At 44.7% G+C, this 16,135-nt stretch carries 17 protein-coding genes and 1 tRNA gene; 10 read left to right on the top strand and 8 right to left on the bottom strand.

The genetic code is table 11. The features are described from left to right. Positions 1–388 precede the first annotated feature (388 nt). From RCA23_RS06720 to RCA23_RS16485, 3 genes are all read left to right on the top strand, one after another. A complete protein-coding gene (locus RCA23_RS06720) occupies positions 389–883 on the top strand; it encodes a hypothetical protein (RefSeq protein ID WP_044049657.1) in 495 nt (164 codons plus the stop codon). 286 nt (positions 884–1,169) lie between these two features. Continuing rightward, positions 1,170–1,754: a hypothetical protein gene (locus tag RCA23_RS06715; RefSeq protein WP_044049656.1), complete on the top strand. Its 585-nt coding sequence runs from the start codon at positions 1,170–1,172 to the stop codon at positions 1,752–1,754. Between the two features lie 127 nt (positions 1,755–1,881). Then, a complete protein-coding gene (locus RCA23_RS16485) occupies positions 1,882–2,115 on the top strand; it encodes a hypothetical protein (RefSeq protein WP_169701363.1) in 234 nt (77 codons plus the stop codon). A gap of 312 nt (positions 2,116–2,427) precedes the next feature. On the opposite strand, the gene RCA23_RS06705 is transcribed toward RCA23_RS16485, so the two are convergent. Continuing rightward, positions 2,428–3,507, bottom strand: coding sequence for an IS481 family transposase (locus RCA23_RS06705; protein WP_044049533.1), 1,080 nt, complete (start codon positions 3,505–3,507; stop codon positions 2,428–2,430). Between the two features lie 60 nt (positions 3,508–3,567). Further along, positions 3,568–4,974, bottom strand: a complete 1,407-nt coding sequence (locus RCA23_RS06700; protein WP_044049654.1) for a hypothetical protein — start codon at positions 4,972–4,974, stop codon at positions 3,568–3,570. 321 nt (positions 4,975–5,295) lie between these two features. Between RCA23_RS06700 and RCA23_RS06695 the strand changes: the two genes are divergently transcribed. Continuing rightward, positions 5,296–5,580 (top strand): hypothetical protein, encoded by a 285-nt coding sequence (locus RCA23_RS06695; protein ID WP_044049653.1) that lies wholly within the window; start codon positions 5,296–5,298, stop codon positions 5,578–5,580. Positions 5,581–5,847: 267 nt separating this feature from the next. Here the strand turns inward: RCA23_RS06695 and RCA23_RS06690 are convergent, their stop codons facing one another. After that, the gene (locus RCA23_RS06690) at positions 5,848–6,222 is read right to left on the bottom strand and encodes a hypothetical protein (protein ID WP_044049652.1); all 375 of its coding nucleotides are present in this window, start codon (positions 6,220–6,222) and stop codon (positions 5,848–5,850) included. A gap of 282 nt (positions 6,223–6,504) precedes the next feature. Between RCA23_RS06690 and RCA23_RS06685 the strand changes: the two genes are divergently transcribed. Together RCA23_RS06685 and RCA23_RS16480 are read left to right on the top strand one after the other, a co-directional pair. Beyond that, entirely contained in the window at positions 6,505–6,915 is a 411-nt protein-coding gene (locus RCA23_RS06685) for a GYD domain-containing protein (protein WP_044049651.1), read from the top strand. A gap of 349 nt (positions 6,916–7,264) precedes the next feature. Then, entirely contained in the window at positions 7,265–7,450 is a 186-nt protein-coding gene (locus tag RCA23_RS16480) for a hypothetical protein (protein ID WP_169701362.1), read from the top strand. Positions 7,451–8,169: 719 nt separating this feature from the next. On the opposite strand, the gene RCA23_RS06680 is transcribed toward RCA23_RS16480, so the two are convergent. Both RCA23_RS06680 and RCA23_RS06675 read right to left on the bottom strand, forming a co-directional pair. Then, positions 8,170–9,315, bottom strand: a complete 1,146-nt coding sequence (locus RCA23_RS06680) for a tyrosine-type recombinase/integrase (RefSeq protein ID WP_044051364.1) — start codon at positions 9,313–9,315, stop codon at positions 8,170–8,172. Between the two features lie 77 nt (positions 9,316–9,392). Beyond that, positions 9,393–9,476, bottom strand: a tRNA-Leu gene (locus RCA23_RS06675). Between the two features lie 104 nt (positions 9,477–9,580). Between RCA23_RS06675 and RCA23_RS06670 the strand changes: the two genes are divergently transcribed. Both RCA23_RS06670 and RCA23_RS06665 read left to right on the top strand, forming a co-directional pair. Next, positions 9,581–10,858 carry a tyrosine-type recombinase/integrase gene (locus tag RCA23_RS06670; protein ID WP_044049650.1) on the top strand — a complete coding sequence of 426 codons (1,278 nt, stop codon included), beginning with the start codon at positions 9,581–9,583 and terminating at the stop codon, positions 10,856–10,858. A 15-nt stretch (positions 10,859–10,873) separates the two neighbouring features. Then, positions 10,874–12,172: a hypothetical protein gene (locus RCA23_RS06665; RefSeq protein WP_044049649.1), complete on the top strand. Its 1,299-nt coding sequence runs from the start codon at positions 10,874–10,876 to the stop codon at positions 12,170–12,172. 106 nt (positions 12,173–12,278) lie between these two features. Here RCA23_RS06665 and RCA23_RS06660 read toward each other — a convergent pair whose 3' ends face one another. From RCA23_RS06660 to rpsU, 3 genes are all read right to left on the bottom strand, one after another. Further along, positions 12,279–13,358 carry an IS481 family transposase gene (locus tag RCA23_RS06660; protein ID WP_044049648.1) on the bottom strand — a complete coding sequence of 360 codons (1,080 nt, stop codon included), beginning with the start codon at positions 13,356–13,358 and terminating at the stop codon, positions 12,279–12,281. 54 nt (positions 13,359–13,412) lie between these two features. Beyond that, positions 13,413–13,580 (bottom strand): hypothetical protein, encoded by a 168-nt coding sequence (locus RCA23_RS16475; RefSeq protein WP_169701361.1) that lies wholly within the window; start codon positions 13,578–13,580, stop codon positions 13,413–13,415. Positions 13,581–13,714: 134 nt separating this feature from the next. Continuing rightward, positions 13,715–13,915 carry a 30S ribosomal protein S21 gene (rpsU, locus tag RCA23_RS06655; RefSeq protein WP_044049647.1) on the bottom strand — a complete coding sequence of 67 codons (201 nt, stop codon included), beginning with the start codon at positions 13,913–13,915 and terminating at the stop codon, positions 13,715–13,717. Between the two features lie 571 nt (positions 13,916–14,486). On the opposite strand from rpsU, the gene RCA23_RS06650 reads away from it, so the two are divergent. Continuing rightward, complete coding sequence (locus RCA23_RS06650; protein WP_044049646.1) at positions 14,487–14,825, top strand: helix-turn-helix domain-containing protein; 339 nt, start codon at positions 14,487–14,489, stop codon at positions 14,823–14,825. Between the two features lie 143 nt (positions 14,826–14,968). After that, complete coding sequence (locus RCA23_RS06645; protein ID WP_044051363.1) at positions 14,969–16,030, top strand: IS630 family transposase; 1,062 nt, start codon at positions 14,969–14,971, stop codon at positions 16,028–16,030. Positions 16,031–16,135: the final 105 nt, after the last annotated feature.

Here is a 16,135-nt window from a genome sequence, read left to right as displayed (position 1 = left end):
TAGACGGTCTAATCCTTATCGTTACTAGTACAGGGGGTGTGATGGTGGTGATAGTGATACACTGTACGTGATGTACACCTAAAGTGACCCTACCCTGAAGTGTCCAACATTGGACAGTTACCTATTGCATGGGGGTATACAGGGGCCATGGGGGTATGCGGGTATATGTATATGGGCTGTTACACAGATCAGGGTTTGTGGAGAGGGCTATTCGAATTATCGATCTATAAGCATAAAAAACTACCCGCCCACGCAAGATATGGATTATGCGAGCTGCAAATTTGATTGTTTTAGTGGAAGACATGTTTTGCGTTCTTATTGTGATTGTGGAAAGCTGGACTCTGGTGCAGTTATAAAATTATATGTGTTTTGAAAAACATGCAATTTTATGATTGCACTGGTTCGATTAGAATATGAGGAACATTCCATGTATCAAAAAATTATAATTCTTATGGCCTCTATTTTCATATTCTCTGGCTGCATGGACAAAACAAAACTCAATAATGGTGCTGATGCTGGTTCGATAGAAGAAAAGAAAGAGAACCAATCCCCTAAGGGCGTCACGTTCAAGAAGAACGCTGATGGTAAACACATTTTGTACGAAGGATCGTTTTTTAAGCTCGGAAAAAAAGAGGCTGACCAAGTTGGCCTTCCCGATGGCAGTGATCGGGTAGCAACCGATGAAAACACTAAAAAGACTGGATTTGCCGATGTGTTTGCGAACCTATGGCCAAAGAACAAAAAGGACGATGAATTGAACGATCAAAATTTTGAGCCGTCTCAAGTCGATGTAAGCTCCTCAGAAATTGAAGCAGTTCCCGACAAAAGAAAATCGATGTTAGAGCAGTTTACTACAATTACCTGGCCATGGGAAAAGAAATAAGAACTGAGCACTCCAGCATTAGAAATAATGTTGTGTTTAGGTTGTGTGTTTTATCGGCCATCTCACAAAAGAATGTTTGTTTAATGTAGTAGCTTGATGACGGATAAGTGAAATAATCCCCGTGGCTGCTTGTCGAAAACTTTAGTCAAAAAAATATAATACATTGATTTTTATGTTATTTTATGTTATAACTGTACATATTGGTAAGCAGTGTATTTGCCTTTAACGGCCATAATTTACAGCGCACCCTTACCAAAAATCTGCTTTAAAATAGAGGAGCTTTATTATGAGCTATTCCTTGGATTCTGACATCCAAGAAGACCTTCGTACGTTTCCAATGTACCAACGTCTTCGCAAAATTAATCCATATGCATATTACTCTCTGAATACACAGAAACAGATGCAATTGGACCTACGAACATCAGGTTCACCAAATTTTTTCATGGTTGATCCCGATACAATATCAGAAACTGACGAGCCCACCGGCACAACTACTTTACCTGAAGCTTTGGCAAAAGCTGAACTTCTGATTGATACTGGTTCATCAGGCTTCAACGAAAAGACGGAAACCATTCTTAGTATATTGTATGCTACGGATACCGTTCCAATCAGACGGTCTGCATTGCATGGAGACAAGCACAAAATATTTGCAGCGTTGATTGCTTATATGGAGACTGAAAATCTTGAACTTGAGGTAGACGAATACAATACATCAGAGCTTCGCACTTTTGGTCACAGCATGAGCTTCATGCAGTTTTTGGCAAAAGCTGAGGCACGATATGTACTGAACGTGGTTCTTAGGACCCAGCACAAAGCAATCTATTGGATCGGTGAGGGAGTAGTGGAATCATTGAAAAATGGCGATAAGTAACCCCCACTTACATTGGTTCAATTTGAAATGTCCTTACCCGCAGAACAGCACAACATACAAAGCCGCTAAGGCCAGATTGCATAACGCAACATACGCAGACCTTGAACGTCTACGTGCTGAGTTTGACATGTACCAAGACGGTTCAATTCCCGTCACTCATTACAACATCTACGATGAGTGGTTTGCCTCAATTGGTGGCGTCAAAACCCATCAGGTGAATATGAAGGGCATTCAGCGGCATGGGGCAAAGTACAGAGTGCAGAAAAGAGTTAATGGGCAACTAAGGCGATGGACCTGCAATACTTTGGATGATGCCATCAAAAAACGGGATGCTATCTTTAGTAAAGTAGACGCTGAATAGGTCTTGAAAGGCTCTGTAAGGCCCTTGGGTGGGTCTAGTGCCCAAGTCGAGTGTCACCCTACATAAACCCCAAAAGTGCCCAAGATCATTGAGTTGGTCTTGGGCTATTTGTTTTGCGTAAACCAATACTCGGCATTATTGGGTGGACCTCATTAATCTTAAATTAAAATATTGTAATAAATTAATAATATGTATTTGTGCTATATGCATAGAAAGGAGAACAACACACACACTCAAACACGAGTAAGTACATATATCAACATAGCTACATCCCCTAATATGTAAAAGACATTATTTAATCTGACATTGTTATCATCCAGCGTGTGTCATTTCGTACATGCTGTCAGATTGGTTTGTGATAGGGATAGTCTTTTCGCCTACCAAATGTCGAGCTTCACGGAATGTTTGCATGGGCGTTTTTCCGTAGCAATGTTTTCCCGAATGGGGTCGCTGTTCGTTGTATTTTGCCAACCAATGATCAACGTCTGTTTGCAGCTCTTCCAGCGATCCGTAGATTTTCTTGCGGAACGCTATGTCATAGAACTCATTTTTCATGGTGCGATGAAAGCGTTCACAGATCCCGTTTGTTTGGGGATGGTTGGCTTTTGTCTTGCTGTGATCAATATCTTCCATGGCCAGATACAGTTGATAGCTGTGACGCTCAACGGTGCCGCAATATTCCGTGCCCCGATCTGTTAAGATGCGCAGCAGGGGCACCTCTTGTTCGTCAAAGAAGGGTACGACTTGGTCATTCAACATATCGGCGGCAGTGATCGCCGTTTTCTCAATGTACAGTTTTGCCATTGCCACGCGGCTATATGTATCGACGAAGGTTTGTTGGTAAATCCGTCCAACCCCCTTCATTGTGCCGACAAAATAGGTATCCTGGCTGCCAAGATAGCCGGGATGGTAGGTCTCAATCTCACCAGCCGCTTCACGTTGTGACTTGGCTTTTTCCAGCGCCACAATCTGCGCTTCGGTCAGAACAAACCCTTCTTGCGCGGACCGCGTTTCCAAGGCTTTCAGGCGTTTTTTCATGGTTTCCAGGTCGTTGCGCAACCAAATCGACCGCACCCCACCACTGGAGACCACGATGCCCCGCTGCAACAATTCTTGGGCGACACGCAGCTGGCCCAAGGCAGGATTTTCAATCGCAAGCTCAATCACCGCGCGTTCGACATGTTCCGGTACACGGTTGCGGATGATCGGCTTCTTACGGCTGATCTCGCGCAAGGCTTCTTCGCCACCGTTCTCATAAAGCTTCTTGAAGCGGTAAAAACTGTCACGCGAATAGCCCATGGTTTTGCAAGCCGCGCTGACGCTGCCAAGCTGCTTTGCCAATTCCAAAACGCCAAGCTTGGGCTTGATTAGTTTACTTTCGATGTTCGTCATCTCTCTGACTCCTTTTGTTCAAATATACAAAATTGTCAGATTAAATCTCGTTCTTTACACCTAATAGTACCTACCAGCATACTTCTTCTTAATGCCATTTAACTGCTCTACACCTAAAGCCACGCTTGTTCTCAAGGTTGGTAAGTTATTCAACTTCTGATGTTTCAGTACGTATTCCTCAATAACATTTCTGTACGTATCAATTGTCTCATGCACTGCTGTCTGTTTGGCGATTATGCAGTCGTGAACCCCATAGGCAACAATGCCTTTGCGTTTTAGCGACAGAAGGCTTTGTGTAAGGACATTGGCTTCATGAAACGATAAAAATCCACTGAAGTTTAGATAATCTCCATTTAACATGTGCAACGCAGGAAATACCTCAAGTACAGCAATTCTAATTTCTTTGTACTGATCAATGGATTCTGCAGTCTTATTGAATAGGCTATCTGTCAATGATGCTGGTCTGTTACGATTAGCGTTTCCACTGCCTATCATTTCGACAACGACCTGCTTCACCTTATCACGGAGCAGAGATGGGTCCTGTTGGGTTCGTAACTGCTCTACAACAGAAGCATAGGCATCTTCCCAAGTTTCGCCTACATTCATTGGTATGCCCATTAGTGCGCTGAACAGAGAAGCCTGTGATGCGTTTAGGTCCACCTCACAGATGGGTTCGTCATCTATACGCAAATGCAAACGTTCTTCTGATCTAAGATTGCACCACCCACCATACCAACGACCACCACTCTCCATGCTTCCATTATGATATATTCGCTTGGCGGATGCGTAGTATTTTGCTGGCATATGACTTTGTGACGGTAACATCAGAGGATGTTGTAACCAGAATGCATTCATTTCTCTCACGTGCCGCATCGATGCAGAGTATTTTGCGCCAAATACTTTCTTCGTCTCTGTAATCGCCATCTTTGGAGAACGGATGTGCTGCCCTTTGCGTTCAAGTCTGGCACTATGTGTTTCTTCCTCATTCACGAGAACATACGGTTGCAGCGCATCAACAAATGAAGCGGAGTAGAAGCGATCATCTTTTTGCAGGCGTTCGGAATCAACTTTGTAGGTGGTGGCTGGCTTCTTCATGCCGGAACTCATGCCCATTAGATCCTGTGCATCAGCATTACTAAGGCCAACTAAACCTGATGATTGATTACCCCAGTCGTATTCTTCGACATATCCTGCACTAATTAGGGAACGTCGGACATTGTGAATGGTTGGCAAACCAGCTGCTGGATAAAGCGAATAAATTCGCTGGGATTTACTTTCGTTCCCGGTGGGCCATTGTAAAAGATGGTCACTGCCTAAGTGCTGGGCGCAGAATATGAATGACGATAGCAATACCGTATGTTTCTTGCCTGCTTTGCCAGATACCGAAATGCCAAGTTCTTTAGCCAGAGCTAACACCAAGCCTGATGCAGCTTCGTTCAGTGGTAAATATATAGGCCGAAAGAACATACTGATAGTTTAGACGAGACTTACCATGCTCTCATAGTAATATTTGTGTAGTAACGCTGAGACTTTCCTTCATGCATTGCATTTTCTCAAGTTACCCAGTGATACGTGTTGTTACCCTTCACGCCACAGTTATGGCATCTGGCTCTCTGACGTACCTCGTGGGCCGCACGACCTTAATGTCTTTTGGAATTATACGGTAGGCCTCAATAAATGCGCATATCTTTTGGCTACGTTGCATTTAGATATTTCTTTTCGTAGCGTAATGATTGACATGCAGCGCCAATTTAACACTAATTAAACTCTTTAGAATTGGAGAACAGGATGTCATTTTACACGATTTCGCATTGGGAAGCCGATGAGTGGACAGATGAAATGGAAGCTATCGCTAAAGATAAATTTGGACCACTGATTATGTCCGTTGGTGCAAGTTCTGTGGATTTTGTCCAAACTGGAGACAAAACAATGTGTGTTGTAACCAAATACAAAGATGAAGCTACTGGAACGGCTGCTTTAGCAAAGATTGCTGAAATTCGTGGCCAAGCCGCATCAACTCTGCCCATCAGGATGGTTTCTGACGTAAAAGGTTCAGCATTCGTCAGTATGTAATTTAATGAGTGGGCTGAGCGATTAGCCCCTCAATTCCTAGTGCTTTGAAAGTTACTCTAGTCTAACCCTAAACCCTTGCGCCAATCCGCTAATTGTTCATAGTTCATGGGCTGTGGTGTCACCTCCGACGACAGCTATAAGGTTTGTTACTTCTAGCATCGTATGGTACTTACAGCGGCTACAGGTGATGCTGAGTTGGTGCTGCGGCATAAATCCTACGATAGTGGCAGCCACCCTAAATGTCTGCAGCCTTTTCGCATTGTGTAATTAATCGCACTTTTCGTACTGGCTTGATAGGCAAGTCGTTGCCTTGGCTTCTATTCCCTTAAGCTCCTCTTCGCTCATTAAATGTGCAGCGCCATTATACAGTGGTTCAATAGCAGTATTTCCGTTTGCCATACTGACCGAATACCAAATGACAGCTAGTTCGCTACTTTTAGGCAGGCCACCGTGTCCAAAATGATAAAGTTGCCCTAACAGTCCCTGCGAGTTAGCGTTGCCTTTTATAGCTTCTGCCCTTGCAAGTTTTGCAGCCGCTTCCCAAGCTCTTGCGTCAAAAGCATCCTGTGCAGTTTCATAAGATTGTGCTGAAACGCTTGAGCCAAAAAGTGCAAGCACGCATAAAGTCATAAGTTGTTTCATTTAATTCTCTAAATAACTATCCAATGACCGATTAGAAAAGCCTAGCACGAACGGCACCTAATACCACACCATATTTTAAAGCGGTTTTATGATGCTGTTTGGATTGCTAACACCGCCTATTTTTGAGGTTTATACGAAATTTTATCCGACCTAACCCCAGCCCCATCCATCGCAACGTCAGAATTACCCGTGTAAACGATCTGATACGTGTTGTTACCCTTCACGCCGCAGTTGTTACATCTGGCTCTCTGACGTACCTCGTGGGCTGTGGTGTAAAAAGGAATGACCACTTCCAAATTAAAACTAGACATCATCATTGTTTTACAAGACGCTACGGTAACTCTGTCCAAACAACCGAAGGAAATGACAATGAAAGTATTCTTTTTAGGAGCATATAGTGACAAAGGTCGTGAAGGAATGATGTCAAGTAGTTACGATGCTCGGGTCAAAGCTGTGAGTGCCATGGTTGAAAAAGCTGGAGCAAAACTCGGGTCCGTTGATTACCTACAAGGTCCATTCGATGTCATTGCTGACGCTGAGGTGGATTCATATGAAACTGCTTCTGGGCTTCAAGCTATAATGATGGCCTCTGGCGGCTGGGACGAACTTTTACTCCTACCTACCATGGATATCGACAAAGCTTTAAATGTCGCAAGGACAGTTGGCGGTTACCCAATGCCAGGCAACGAGTAGCCTGGGTATTAAATTACATTAAAATTTCCTATCAAGGAATACATCATCGTCTGTGGTGCCTCCACCTCGATAGCATTAAGGTTTGCTACCTCTAGAAGCGTGTGGTGCTTACAAGGTCGCAGGTAATGCTGAGTTGGCGCTGTGGGACACTCAAATTCTGGTAAATTTGGCGGGATTGTGAATTACTAGAGTACAGTATGCTTAGTCATTCAAACACACGACTATCCGACCGCCCCCGCTTCTCGCCTGTTTTAGTTAGATTATGGGCGTGGGCAGCAAAATCCACTTTTAGAGGTTGGCATGATTTATGCTAGAGTTGTTGTACGCATGTTTATTTTTGGTGATGGAAATGGAGAATAAAACAGTAACAGAGCAAACACTAGTAACGACTGCAGATTTCGTTAAGTGTCACTTGTTAGATCGGGTTCGTCATTTAGCAAAAAGTGAACCTAGTTTGGTCAAGCCGCTTTCTACAGTCGATAATGGTGGTGTTGTTAATAAATTGACTACTTCAGATAAAGTAAAATATAATTAATAATAATCTTAGAGACTTATATTTATAACATTATTATAATGCCTTAGAGGTGATAAGGATATAGTTTGAACATCTATCCTCATCAGTCAGCACCACGTATTTAACTTGCGGTCATAAGAACTCTGGTACGAGTGATCGCATGACCAACACGTTAAATAGCTCTATTTTTCGGCGTTGAACCAAGTAAATCTTTACCTTGGATTCCCACCTGTAAAACGGGCCAACGCAAAAATTTTCAGTATTGTTGCGCATGTGAGCAGTATCATCGCTTGACAGATAGATACCTTTAACCTCTCCACAAACCCTGATCTGTGTAACAGCCCATATACATATACCCGCATACCCCCATGGCCCCTGTATACCCCCATGCAATAGGTAACTGTCCAATGTTGGACACTTCAGGGTAGGGTCACTTTAGGTGTACATCACGTACAGTGTATCACTATCACCACCATCACACCCCCTGTACTAGTAACGATAAGGATTAGACCGTCTATCTGTACGTACAGTGACTGCAGATAGCTGTGGTATCCAAATGGGTATCATAAAAGCGATGCTTGATTATGAACTGCAAATACGTAAGCTACTGTTATTGTTTGCATCAGATTGTACGTGGTGCATATGAAGGGAAACAATACCGGCCTTGGGTACCAAATCTACTTCATATGTATGACGTATCACACTGAACTGTAAGCAATGTTTTGTTTCAGATGATGTGATTACAACACTATACGCTCCATCGCAGTATGCTTTTGCGTCAACGTATGACCATCTCCATAGCCTTGACCCACTGATGACAATGCCCACCCACCTAATTGATCTGTAAGCTCTGTATTCACCTCAGCGGCACGTAGCCTATCCCTGAAACTATGCCTGAATGAATGGACCACTCCGTGCTCTGTGTACGCCTTCAACCATTTGTTCAAAGCCGCTGAAGCTGAGTTGCCATTGCAACGTTCAGCATTTGTATACGATGGGAACAGAAACTGGGTGTTAACCCCCTGCTGATGCATAAGTTTTATCGCCGTTAAAGCTACTCCAACGAGTGGAACAAGTCGTTTACTCCCAGAGGTCTTTAGTGGCCGCCACAGATGCGGAACAAGATTGATATGCGGATGCACATGCTCAAGATCAACATCGCCCCACACAAGCCCCAGAGCCTCTGACAGACGCATCCCAGTGTCCGATATTAGAGCGAGCAATAGTCTGCGCTCATCGGAAATTTCCAAACACGTTTTTTGGATCAATATGATCTCATCGATAGGCAATGGTTTGCGTTTTCCCTCTACATTCTTAGGTAGGTAGATATTTGCAAATGCATTTGAACAGTCTAAGCCAAGCTCTTGGATAGTGAGATTTACCACTGCTTTAACCGTTCCAAAGATACGGGCTACGGATGACACATTGAGGCCTCGTTCTAACAACCGATCCCTAAATGATGAAGCATCAGCTGAGCTGTAGGTATCAATTGGGCGATCTCCAAGGTGATCGATCACATAACCAACATTTCGCTTTCCTGCTTTGAAGAAGAGTGCTGCACGGTCCTGCCCCTTTAAAGAACAATACTTCGATAAAGCTTCACTCAATTTAGGAGCATACGAAGTAAATGCTTCCTTCGGTTTTCCCTTGATCAACAAGTGAGATGCAGGGACATCCAAATCAGCAAGACGCATTTTAAACCAAAAATCATCCAGCTTGCTGGCGATTGATTTACTGGCCCTCAATGCTGAAGGTTTGCTCTTGGTCTTCAAGCAAATGACGATACTTGATCGCTCATAATGCTTCTGCACGTCCACTGGTACATGCCTACGAAAGTAAAAGACTTCATTCTTCTTCCACAAATACTCACTGCTTTTGGATACCACAGTGTATACCTCCACATCATCTGAAACAAAACATTGCTTACAGTTCAGTGTGATACGTCATACATATGAAGTAGATTTGGTACCCAAGGCCGGACTCGAACCGGCACGCCTCGCGGCGGGGGATTTTGAATCCCCTGCGTCTACCATTCCGCCACTTGGGCCAATTGATTTCGTTGAATTTTCTACGTTCTTGCTTTCATAATCCTTACTGTTAAGCTGGTTTTACGTCTACTAAACGTCTACCAACTTTCGCAGGGGATCATTTGTGCCAGAACATTTAACACAACGAACCTTAGCCAGACTCGAACCCGAAGGAACTGGTAAGCGATACTTCGTATACGGCTCGAATCCTGTGGGATTAGGTATTGAAGTTTCTGCTAAAGGTAAAGCCAGTTATTTTGTGGAAATACGAATAAGAGGTAGGAGAAGTGCGACACGTAAAAAGATAGGTTCGGTTGACCTAATTTCTCTATCAGATGCACAGGCCGAAGCGAAGGCAATGCTTGGCGATGCAGCGAAGGGCATTGATTTTAGGTATTCTGCGCAGGAAGAAGAAATTAAACCAGAAACAGTCGGTTTTGCCCTAGAACAGCATTTAACCGAAAAACGCCACTCTCTCAGGGACAGTACTATCAGGGACTACCAAAAGACATTTAACAACTGCTTTTCGGATTGGCGCAGCCTGCCCTTACAGCAACTTACGAAGAAACGTGTTACAGACCGTTATTTAGAATTAAGAGACACTGGAAAGAGTTCAGACTACGTCAACAAAGCCTTTAGAAATCTGAGTTCTACCCTAAGCTATTATGACGTGGAGCCTAATCCAATACGGGTATTGAAACAAAAAGGGTTGAGACAATCTGGTAAAGCTAGAGAAAGGTTCCTCAGCCAAGACGAAATCGTTCAAATAATGCAGCATCACCTAATCGGATCGAAGCGGGATGCTACAGGTACAAAAGTTCCCAAGATAACAAGAATATTTATGTTCTTTATGCTAACAGGTCTTCGTGCAAATGAAGTGATTGGGCTAAAGTGGAAAGACGTACAAGATGGTTATTTTATAATAACGGGCGACGTGGCAAAAAATAAGAAGCCACACAAGATGCCTCTTGTTGGGAGCTTAAAGAGCATAGTTGGCCAACGTAAAAAAGATGATGATCCAGTATTTGGCTACACTCAGTCAGGTTACAGGACAGCTAAAGACAAATTCCTTGAAGCAACAAAGATGGTACATTTTACCACACATGACTTTAGGAGGACATTTTCTGAGCATCTTAATTTATGTGGGTATTCCGAGCTAGATATTGCCGTTGCAAACAATCAAAGCTCCACAAATGTAACGAAGAAACATTACCTAGGTGGAGAATTGGCTAAAGCGTCTTTGCAAGTCAAAATGCTGACGGATTTACAAAACCAATTTGAATTTTACCTTCATGGCGATAGCAAAAGTAATAACCCGCAAAAAGCCCCGGAAAGATGGGAAGAAACGGTTTTTGTTGAGCCTGATATGTCCAATGACGATTTTCAAGAATATCTTAAATAGCGTGTAGGCTCACAAATGAACCAAACGAAGCTCCTCAGTAGCAACCCCGACAGACTTGACCACCTGTTTACGTCTGTACAGTTTTCAGAGGTTCTATCGCCTGTCGTACAACCACAAGCCATCATTGACGAAGAACAGATTGATCACCTGCTAATTCAAATCGGCTGTCACTCAAACAGACCTGTCTCGCTGCGCAAATTACACACACTAATGTCCAGTTTCCTTCTTCAAGCCCAGCGCCTTGCCAACAGAGTGCAACGAAAAGGTGGGCAGATGGTTATCGGTTGGCCACATGACGAGGCTTATTGGCGTACACGCTCAAATGTTGGTTACCCAATAGTAAAAAAGTTAAGGCAAGCTCTCCTTGATAACGGCTGGATTACCCATCACAAACAACCGACAAAAAATCTTTATCATGGTGAAGGTAATTGTAATGGGTATTTGATCGCTGGTTTTGTGCCTGAATTAGCAGACGGCATTGCGTTCCAATCCTCTGAACTAACCTGCGCAACTAAATCATCAGCCAAAGAGGCGAAGGGTAAGAAAGTCACCAATGAAGCCTTGGACAAACGTACCATTGCACTTTGGGAACTTTGGAAAAGTGAACCATTAACCCTTGGTGACCTTAAGATGTGGCGAGCCACACGCTCGTTCAGCAATAAAGAGCTAACGAGAGGCGGAAGGTTCTTCGGCCCATGGACAAGCATGAACAAGGAAAGGGAACGCCTTAAGTGTACCATCGGGGGAAGTACTGTAGCTGAGGTGGACGTAAGTGGTATGTACCCTACCCTCCTCTGCGCAATTACGGGACATGTTCCATTTAAGACTAGATTTAAAGACCCATATTTCATCGAAGGCATTGAACGAGAGGAAGTCAAAACGGTTATAACGTCAGCCATCGGTGGAGGAACAGCCAATCAAAGAACACTCACTGACCTTATGAGAAAGTCTGGGCTTACTCAGGAGAGGTTAACGGAAATACGAAGGGTAATCCTACCAAAGTTTGAGTGTCTGGGGTCTCTCAAGAAAGGTGTCCTTGATAGCGAAACACTGGCATACCATGAGACCGAAATCTTGATGCGGGTGGTAGAGCGCCCGACCAGACCAATATTCATTCTGCATGATTGCCTGATCTGTAAAGCAGATGAAGCATTGGAAGTTGGCAAAGAGGTGCAGAAAGAGTTCGTTCAGTATTGTATTGAAATGGACTGGCGACCTATTTCTCCGGCTTTCACGATAGAACGAGACGGCAAGGACAAGCTACAAGTGAGTGGCGAAAGATCACCATTTTACAAGCAACAGGATGCAAAATGAGGGTTTTGAACGAAGCCAACCTGTTTTCTGTGAGAAGACTATTTACCTTCGATGGTAGGTAATATTAGTTCAGCTGTAAAAGACATTATTTAATCTGACATTGTTATCATCCAGCGTGTGTCATTTCGTACATGCTGTCAGATTGGTTTGTGATAGGGATAGTCTTTTCGCCTACCAAATGTCGAGCTTCACGGAATGTTTGCATGGGCGTTTTTCCGTAGCAATGTTTTCCCGAATGGGGTCGCTGTTCGTTGTATTTTGCCAACCAATGATCAACGTCTGTTTGCAGCTCTTCCAGCGATCCGTAGATTTTCTTGCGGAACGCTATGTCATAGAACTCATTTTTCATGGTGCGATGAAAGCGTTCACAGATCCCGTTTGTTTGGGGATGGTTGGCTTTTGTCTTGCTGTGATCAATATCTTCCATGGCCAGATACAGTTGATAGCTGTGACGCTCAACGGTGCCGCAATATTCCGTGCCCCGATCTGTTAAGATGCGCAGCAGGGGCACCTCTTGTTCGTCAAAGAAGGGTACGACTTGGTCATTCAACATATCGGCGGCAGTGATCGCCGTTTTCTCAATGTACAGTTTTGCCATTGCCACGCGGCTATATGTATCGACGAAGGTTTGTTGGTAAATCCGTCCAACCCCCTTCATTGTGCCGACAAAATAGGTATCCTGGCTGCCAAGATAGCCGGGATGGTAGGTCTCAATCTCACCAGCCGCTTCACGTTGTGACTTGGCTTTTTCCAGCGCCACAATCTGCGCTTCGGTCAGAACAAACCCTTCTTGCGCGGACCGCGTTTCCAAGGCTTTCAGGCGTTTTTTCATGGTTTCCAGCTCGTTGCGCAACCAAATCGACCGCACCCCACCACTGGAGACCACGATGCCCCGCTGCAACAATTCTTGGGCGACACGCAGCTGGCCCAAGGCAGGATTTTCAATCGCAAGCTCAATCACCGCGCGTTCGACATGTTCCGGTACACGGTTGCGGATGATCGGCTTCTTACGGCTGATCTCGCGCAAGGCTTCTTCGCCACCGTTCTCATAAAGCTTCTTGAAGCGGTAAAAACTGTCACGCGAATAGCCCATGGTTTTGCAAGCCGCGCTGACGCTGCCAAGCTGCTTTGCCAATTCCAAAACGCCAAGCTTGGGCTTGATTAGTTTACTTTCGATGTTGCTCATCTCTCTGACTCCTTTTGTTCAAATATACAAAATTGTCAGATTAAATCTCGTTCTTTACAGTTCAGCTACAAGGTGACCTGATTGTGATAGCCTGTTCGTGCTATCGAAAAACTGCATTTCACGCCCGTAGTCCATGGCTGCGCTCAGCGACCTGTCTGATACTCGAGTTTCGCAATGGGCAAGAACCGCTTCAAACTTTAAAAACTCTTGATGAATAGTCATGTAAAGTTCCTCCTAACCTACATACGGGGAGGAATTAAGATTGGATCATTTCCACCGGTTCAGATGTGAAACCAACCTGAGGTGGTGACCTTTTAGTTTTTATAGAAAGATTATTCGCTAAATATGCAGAATAATCAGCCCTCTTTTTCAGCTTTTTTACGGGCGAGTTTACGCTGACGGCTGAGTCCTTCTTTCGCCTGACGCGCCTTTTTCTCAGATGGTTTCTCGAAATGTTGCTTGAGCTTCATTTCACGATACACGCCTTCGCGCTGTAGCTTTTTTTTCAAAGCCCGAAGAGCCTGATCGACGTTATTATCACGAACACTTACTTGCATTTACTGTCTGCCATATTTGAACAACTGATATGAGCGTTTTGGCATTAATTTTTTGCCAAATCAAATTAAATAATCCCATTAGTACGACCAACCGCGTGCGCAGGCTTCTGTGAGTTCAACCTGTAGAGATAGGGGCGGATGACTAACACGCTGCGTTCACCCACAGTTGATAGCTATCCAACGATGTGCGTTTCTCGCTAGACAAACGCCAATCTCCCCCGGAGAAGAAAATAGCTATGAGCCATTTCCGAGTAAGATGGTGGTTCGACTTTTGGTGATTTCAAGTATCCAAAGAAACGCCAGCCACTCATACTGAGAAAGCTGGCAGTTTGAACTCCGAGTGGCCTTGGGAGGTACTACGGAGACAGGAAATATCGAAGGATACCCTTTGAACCTATCATTAGGTTTCATTTTGAGACAACGATTCTTTAAATTAGAGAAACTACAGAAGAATTTGGTTACAAAAATCTTAGGGGGTATACGTATATGGCCCGAGCGTACCCCCCGATAGGCCGAAACTGGCTGGATAAAAGAAGCTCCATCAAATGAAGAAGCTATTGAGTACGTTACCATGAAACAAGTGGAACGTGGTCACTGGAGTAATGAAGCGAAGGAGTATTACTACGCAAAACGTGCTGCTGCTTTGGGTGTTAGAACCAAGGCAGAAAACCAGCATGTAACAAATGTTACAAGCTCTCCGTCACAGGAAGAACACGCTGATACCCTTGGGGTCAGTCGTCCAACAATCGCAAGATGGGAGAAAGACATTAAGGATATCATGTCTGACCCTGAGTTAGCAGAGAAAGCTTCAACACCAGAGGGCTACAAAGAAGCTAAGAAGGTCGTTAGAGACACACATGAAACAGTCGAGAGAAAAGGCTTGCTATACGCCCTCGCTCCTCTCAAGTAGTAAAACCACTAGTTATTAAGACATAAGTTATGTAGCCAGTTTTAAATCAATAAAGAAATACCACTATTGGTAACTATACTGCGAGTCCTTAAGGACCCGAAGAAGTTGTTGATGTTCGAGCGTAAATGGATTCTTGTTTCCGTATGATCCGTTCCAATTTTCCTTCCCGTGAAGACCGCTGCGAGCTTTTGAGCTGTGTAAAACGCCAACGCGAGGATCATGGCGTTGCGCGGCGAGCGAATGCACTTTTGCTGCTGGATGATGGGAAGTCCTGTGTCGAGATTGCGCAGGTTCTTTACCTTGATGACGACACGGTGCGTGGCTGGCATAAGCAATATCTGTCTGAGGGCTGGGATGCGGTGGCTTATGACGGTTGGAAAGGCGGGCAATCGCGGCTGTCTGTCGCGCAGAAAGCCGCTCTTTGCGCGTGGCTTGAGGAACGTTTCTGCCGATCTACAGTGGAAATCCGCAGCTATATCACGGCGCAATTCGATCTGCGCTATTCTCATTCAGGCTGTGTTAAGCTTTTGGCGCGACAAGGCTTTGAGTATCGCAAACCCAAGGCTCTGCCGCGGGTGGCCGATGTAGCCAAACAGGCTGAGTTCATCGCAATGTATGAAAACATGCTGAATTCTCTGGCCGATGATGAGGCGGTATACTTTGCAGATGCCGTACATCCAGAATATCAAAGCAAGCCTGCCTTTGGTTGGGTGAAGAAGGGCACAAACCCCACGCTCAAAACGACTTCAGGCCGGGCGCGCGTCAACATTCACGGCGCACTGAACCTTGAAACCTTTGATACGCCTTTCGTCGCGCCGATTACAGTGGACGGCGTGAGTGCCGTGCAATTGCTGGCCAAGATTGAGGCCCGCAATCACGATAAACGCATCATCCACGTGGTCTGGGACAACGCTGCTTACCACAAAGGGCCGGATGTCAGGGCTTTTCTCTCGCGCAAAAACTGCCGCATCCACCTGATCCAGCTGCCGCCCTATTGCCCGCACCTGAATCCAATTGAAAGGCTCTGGGCCGTGATGCACCAACACGTCACCCACAATCGCGCCCATCCCACGCAAAAGCTATTTACCGAAGCCATTCTGAAGTTCTTTCGGAAAATTATCCCAGAGCAATGGCACAACTTCCGAAATCAGGTCACTGATAATTTCCGCATCATATCAGAACAAAATCTTCGGGTTTTGGAGTGAGCGGTGTATAATTAAAGTTTCTGCGAGGGTAGTCGTTGATATATGTACGACGTTTCATATTTCCCCCGACAGACACTAGCCCTGCCATGAATACGGCAGGGTTTT

Source organism: Planktomarina temperata RCA23 (genome assembly GCF_000738435.1).
GTDB lineage: Bacteria > Pseudomonadota > Alphaproteobacteria > Rhodobacterales > Rhodobacteraceae > Planktomarina > Planktomarina temperata.
Note: the sequence above shows the minus strand (reverse complement) of the source record. Positions and strands in the feature narration are given on the sequence as shown.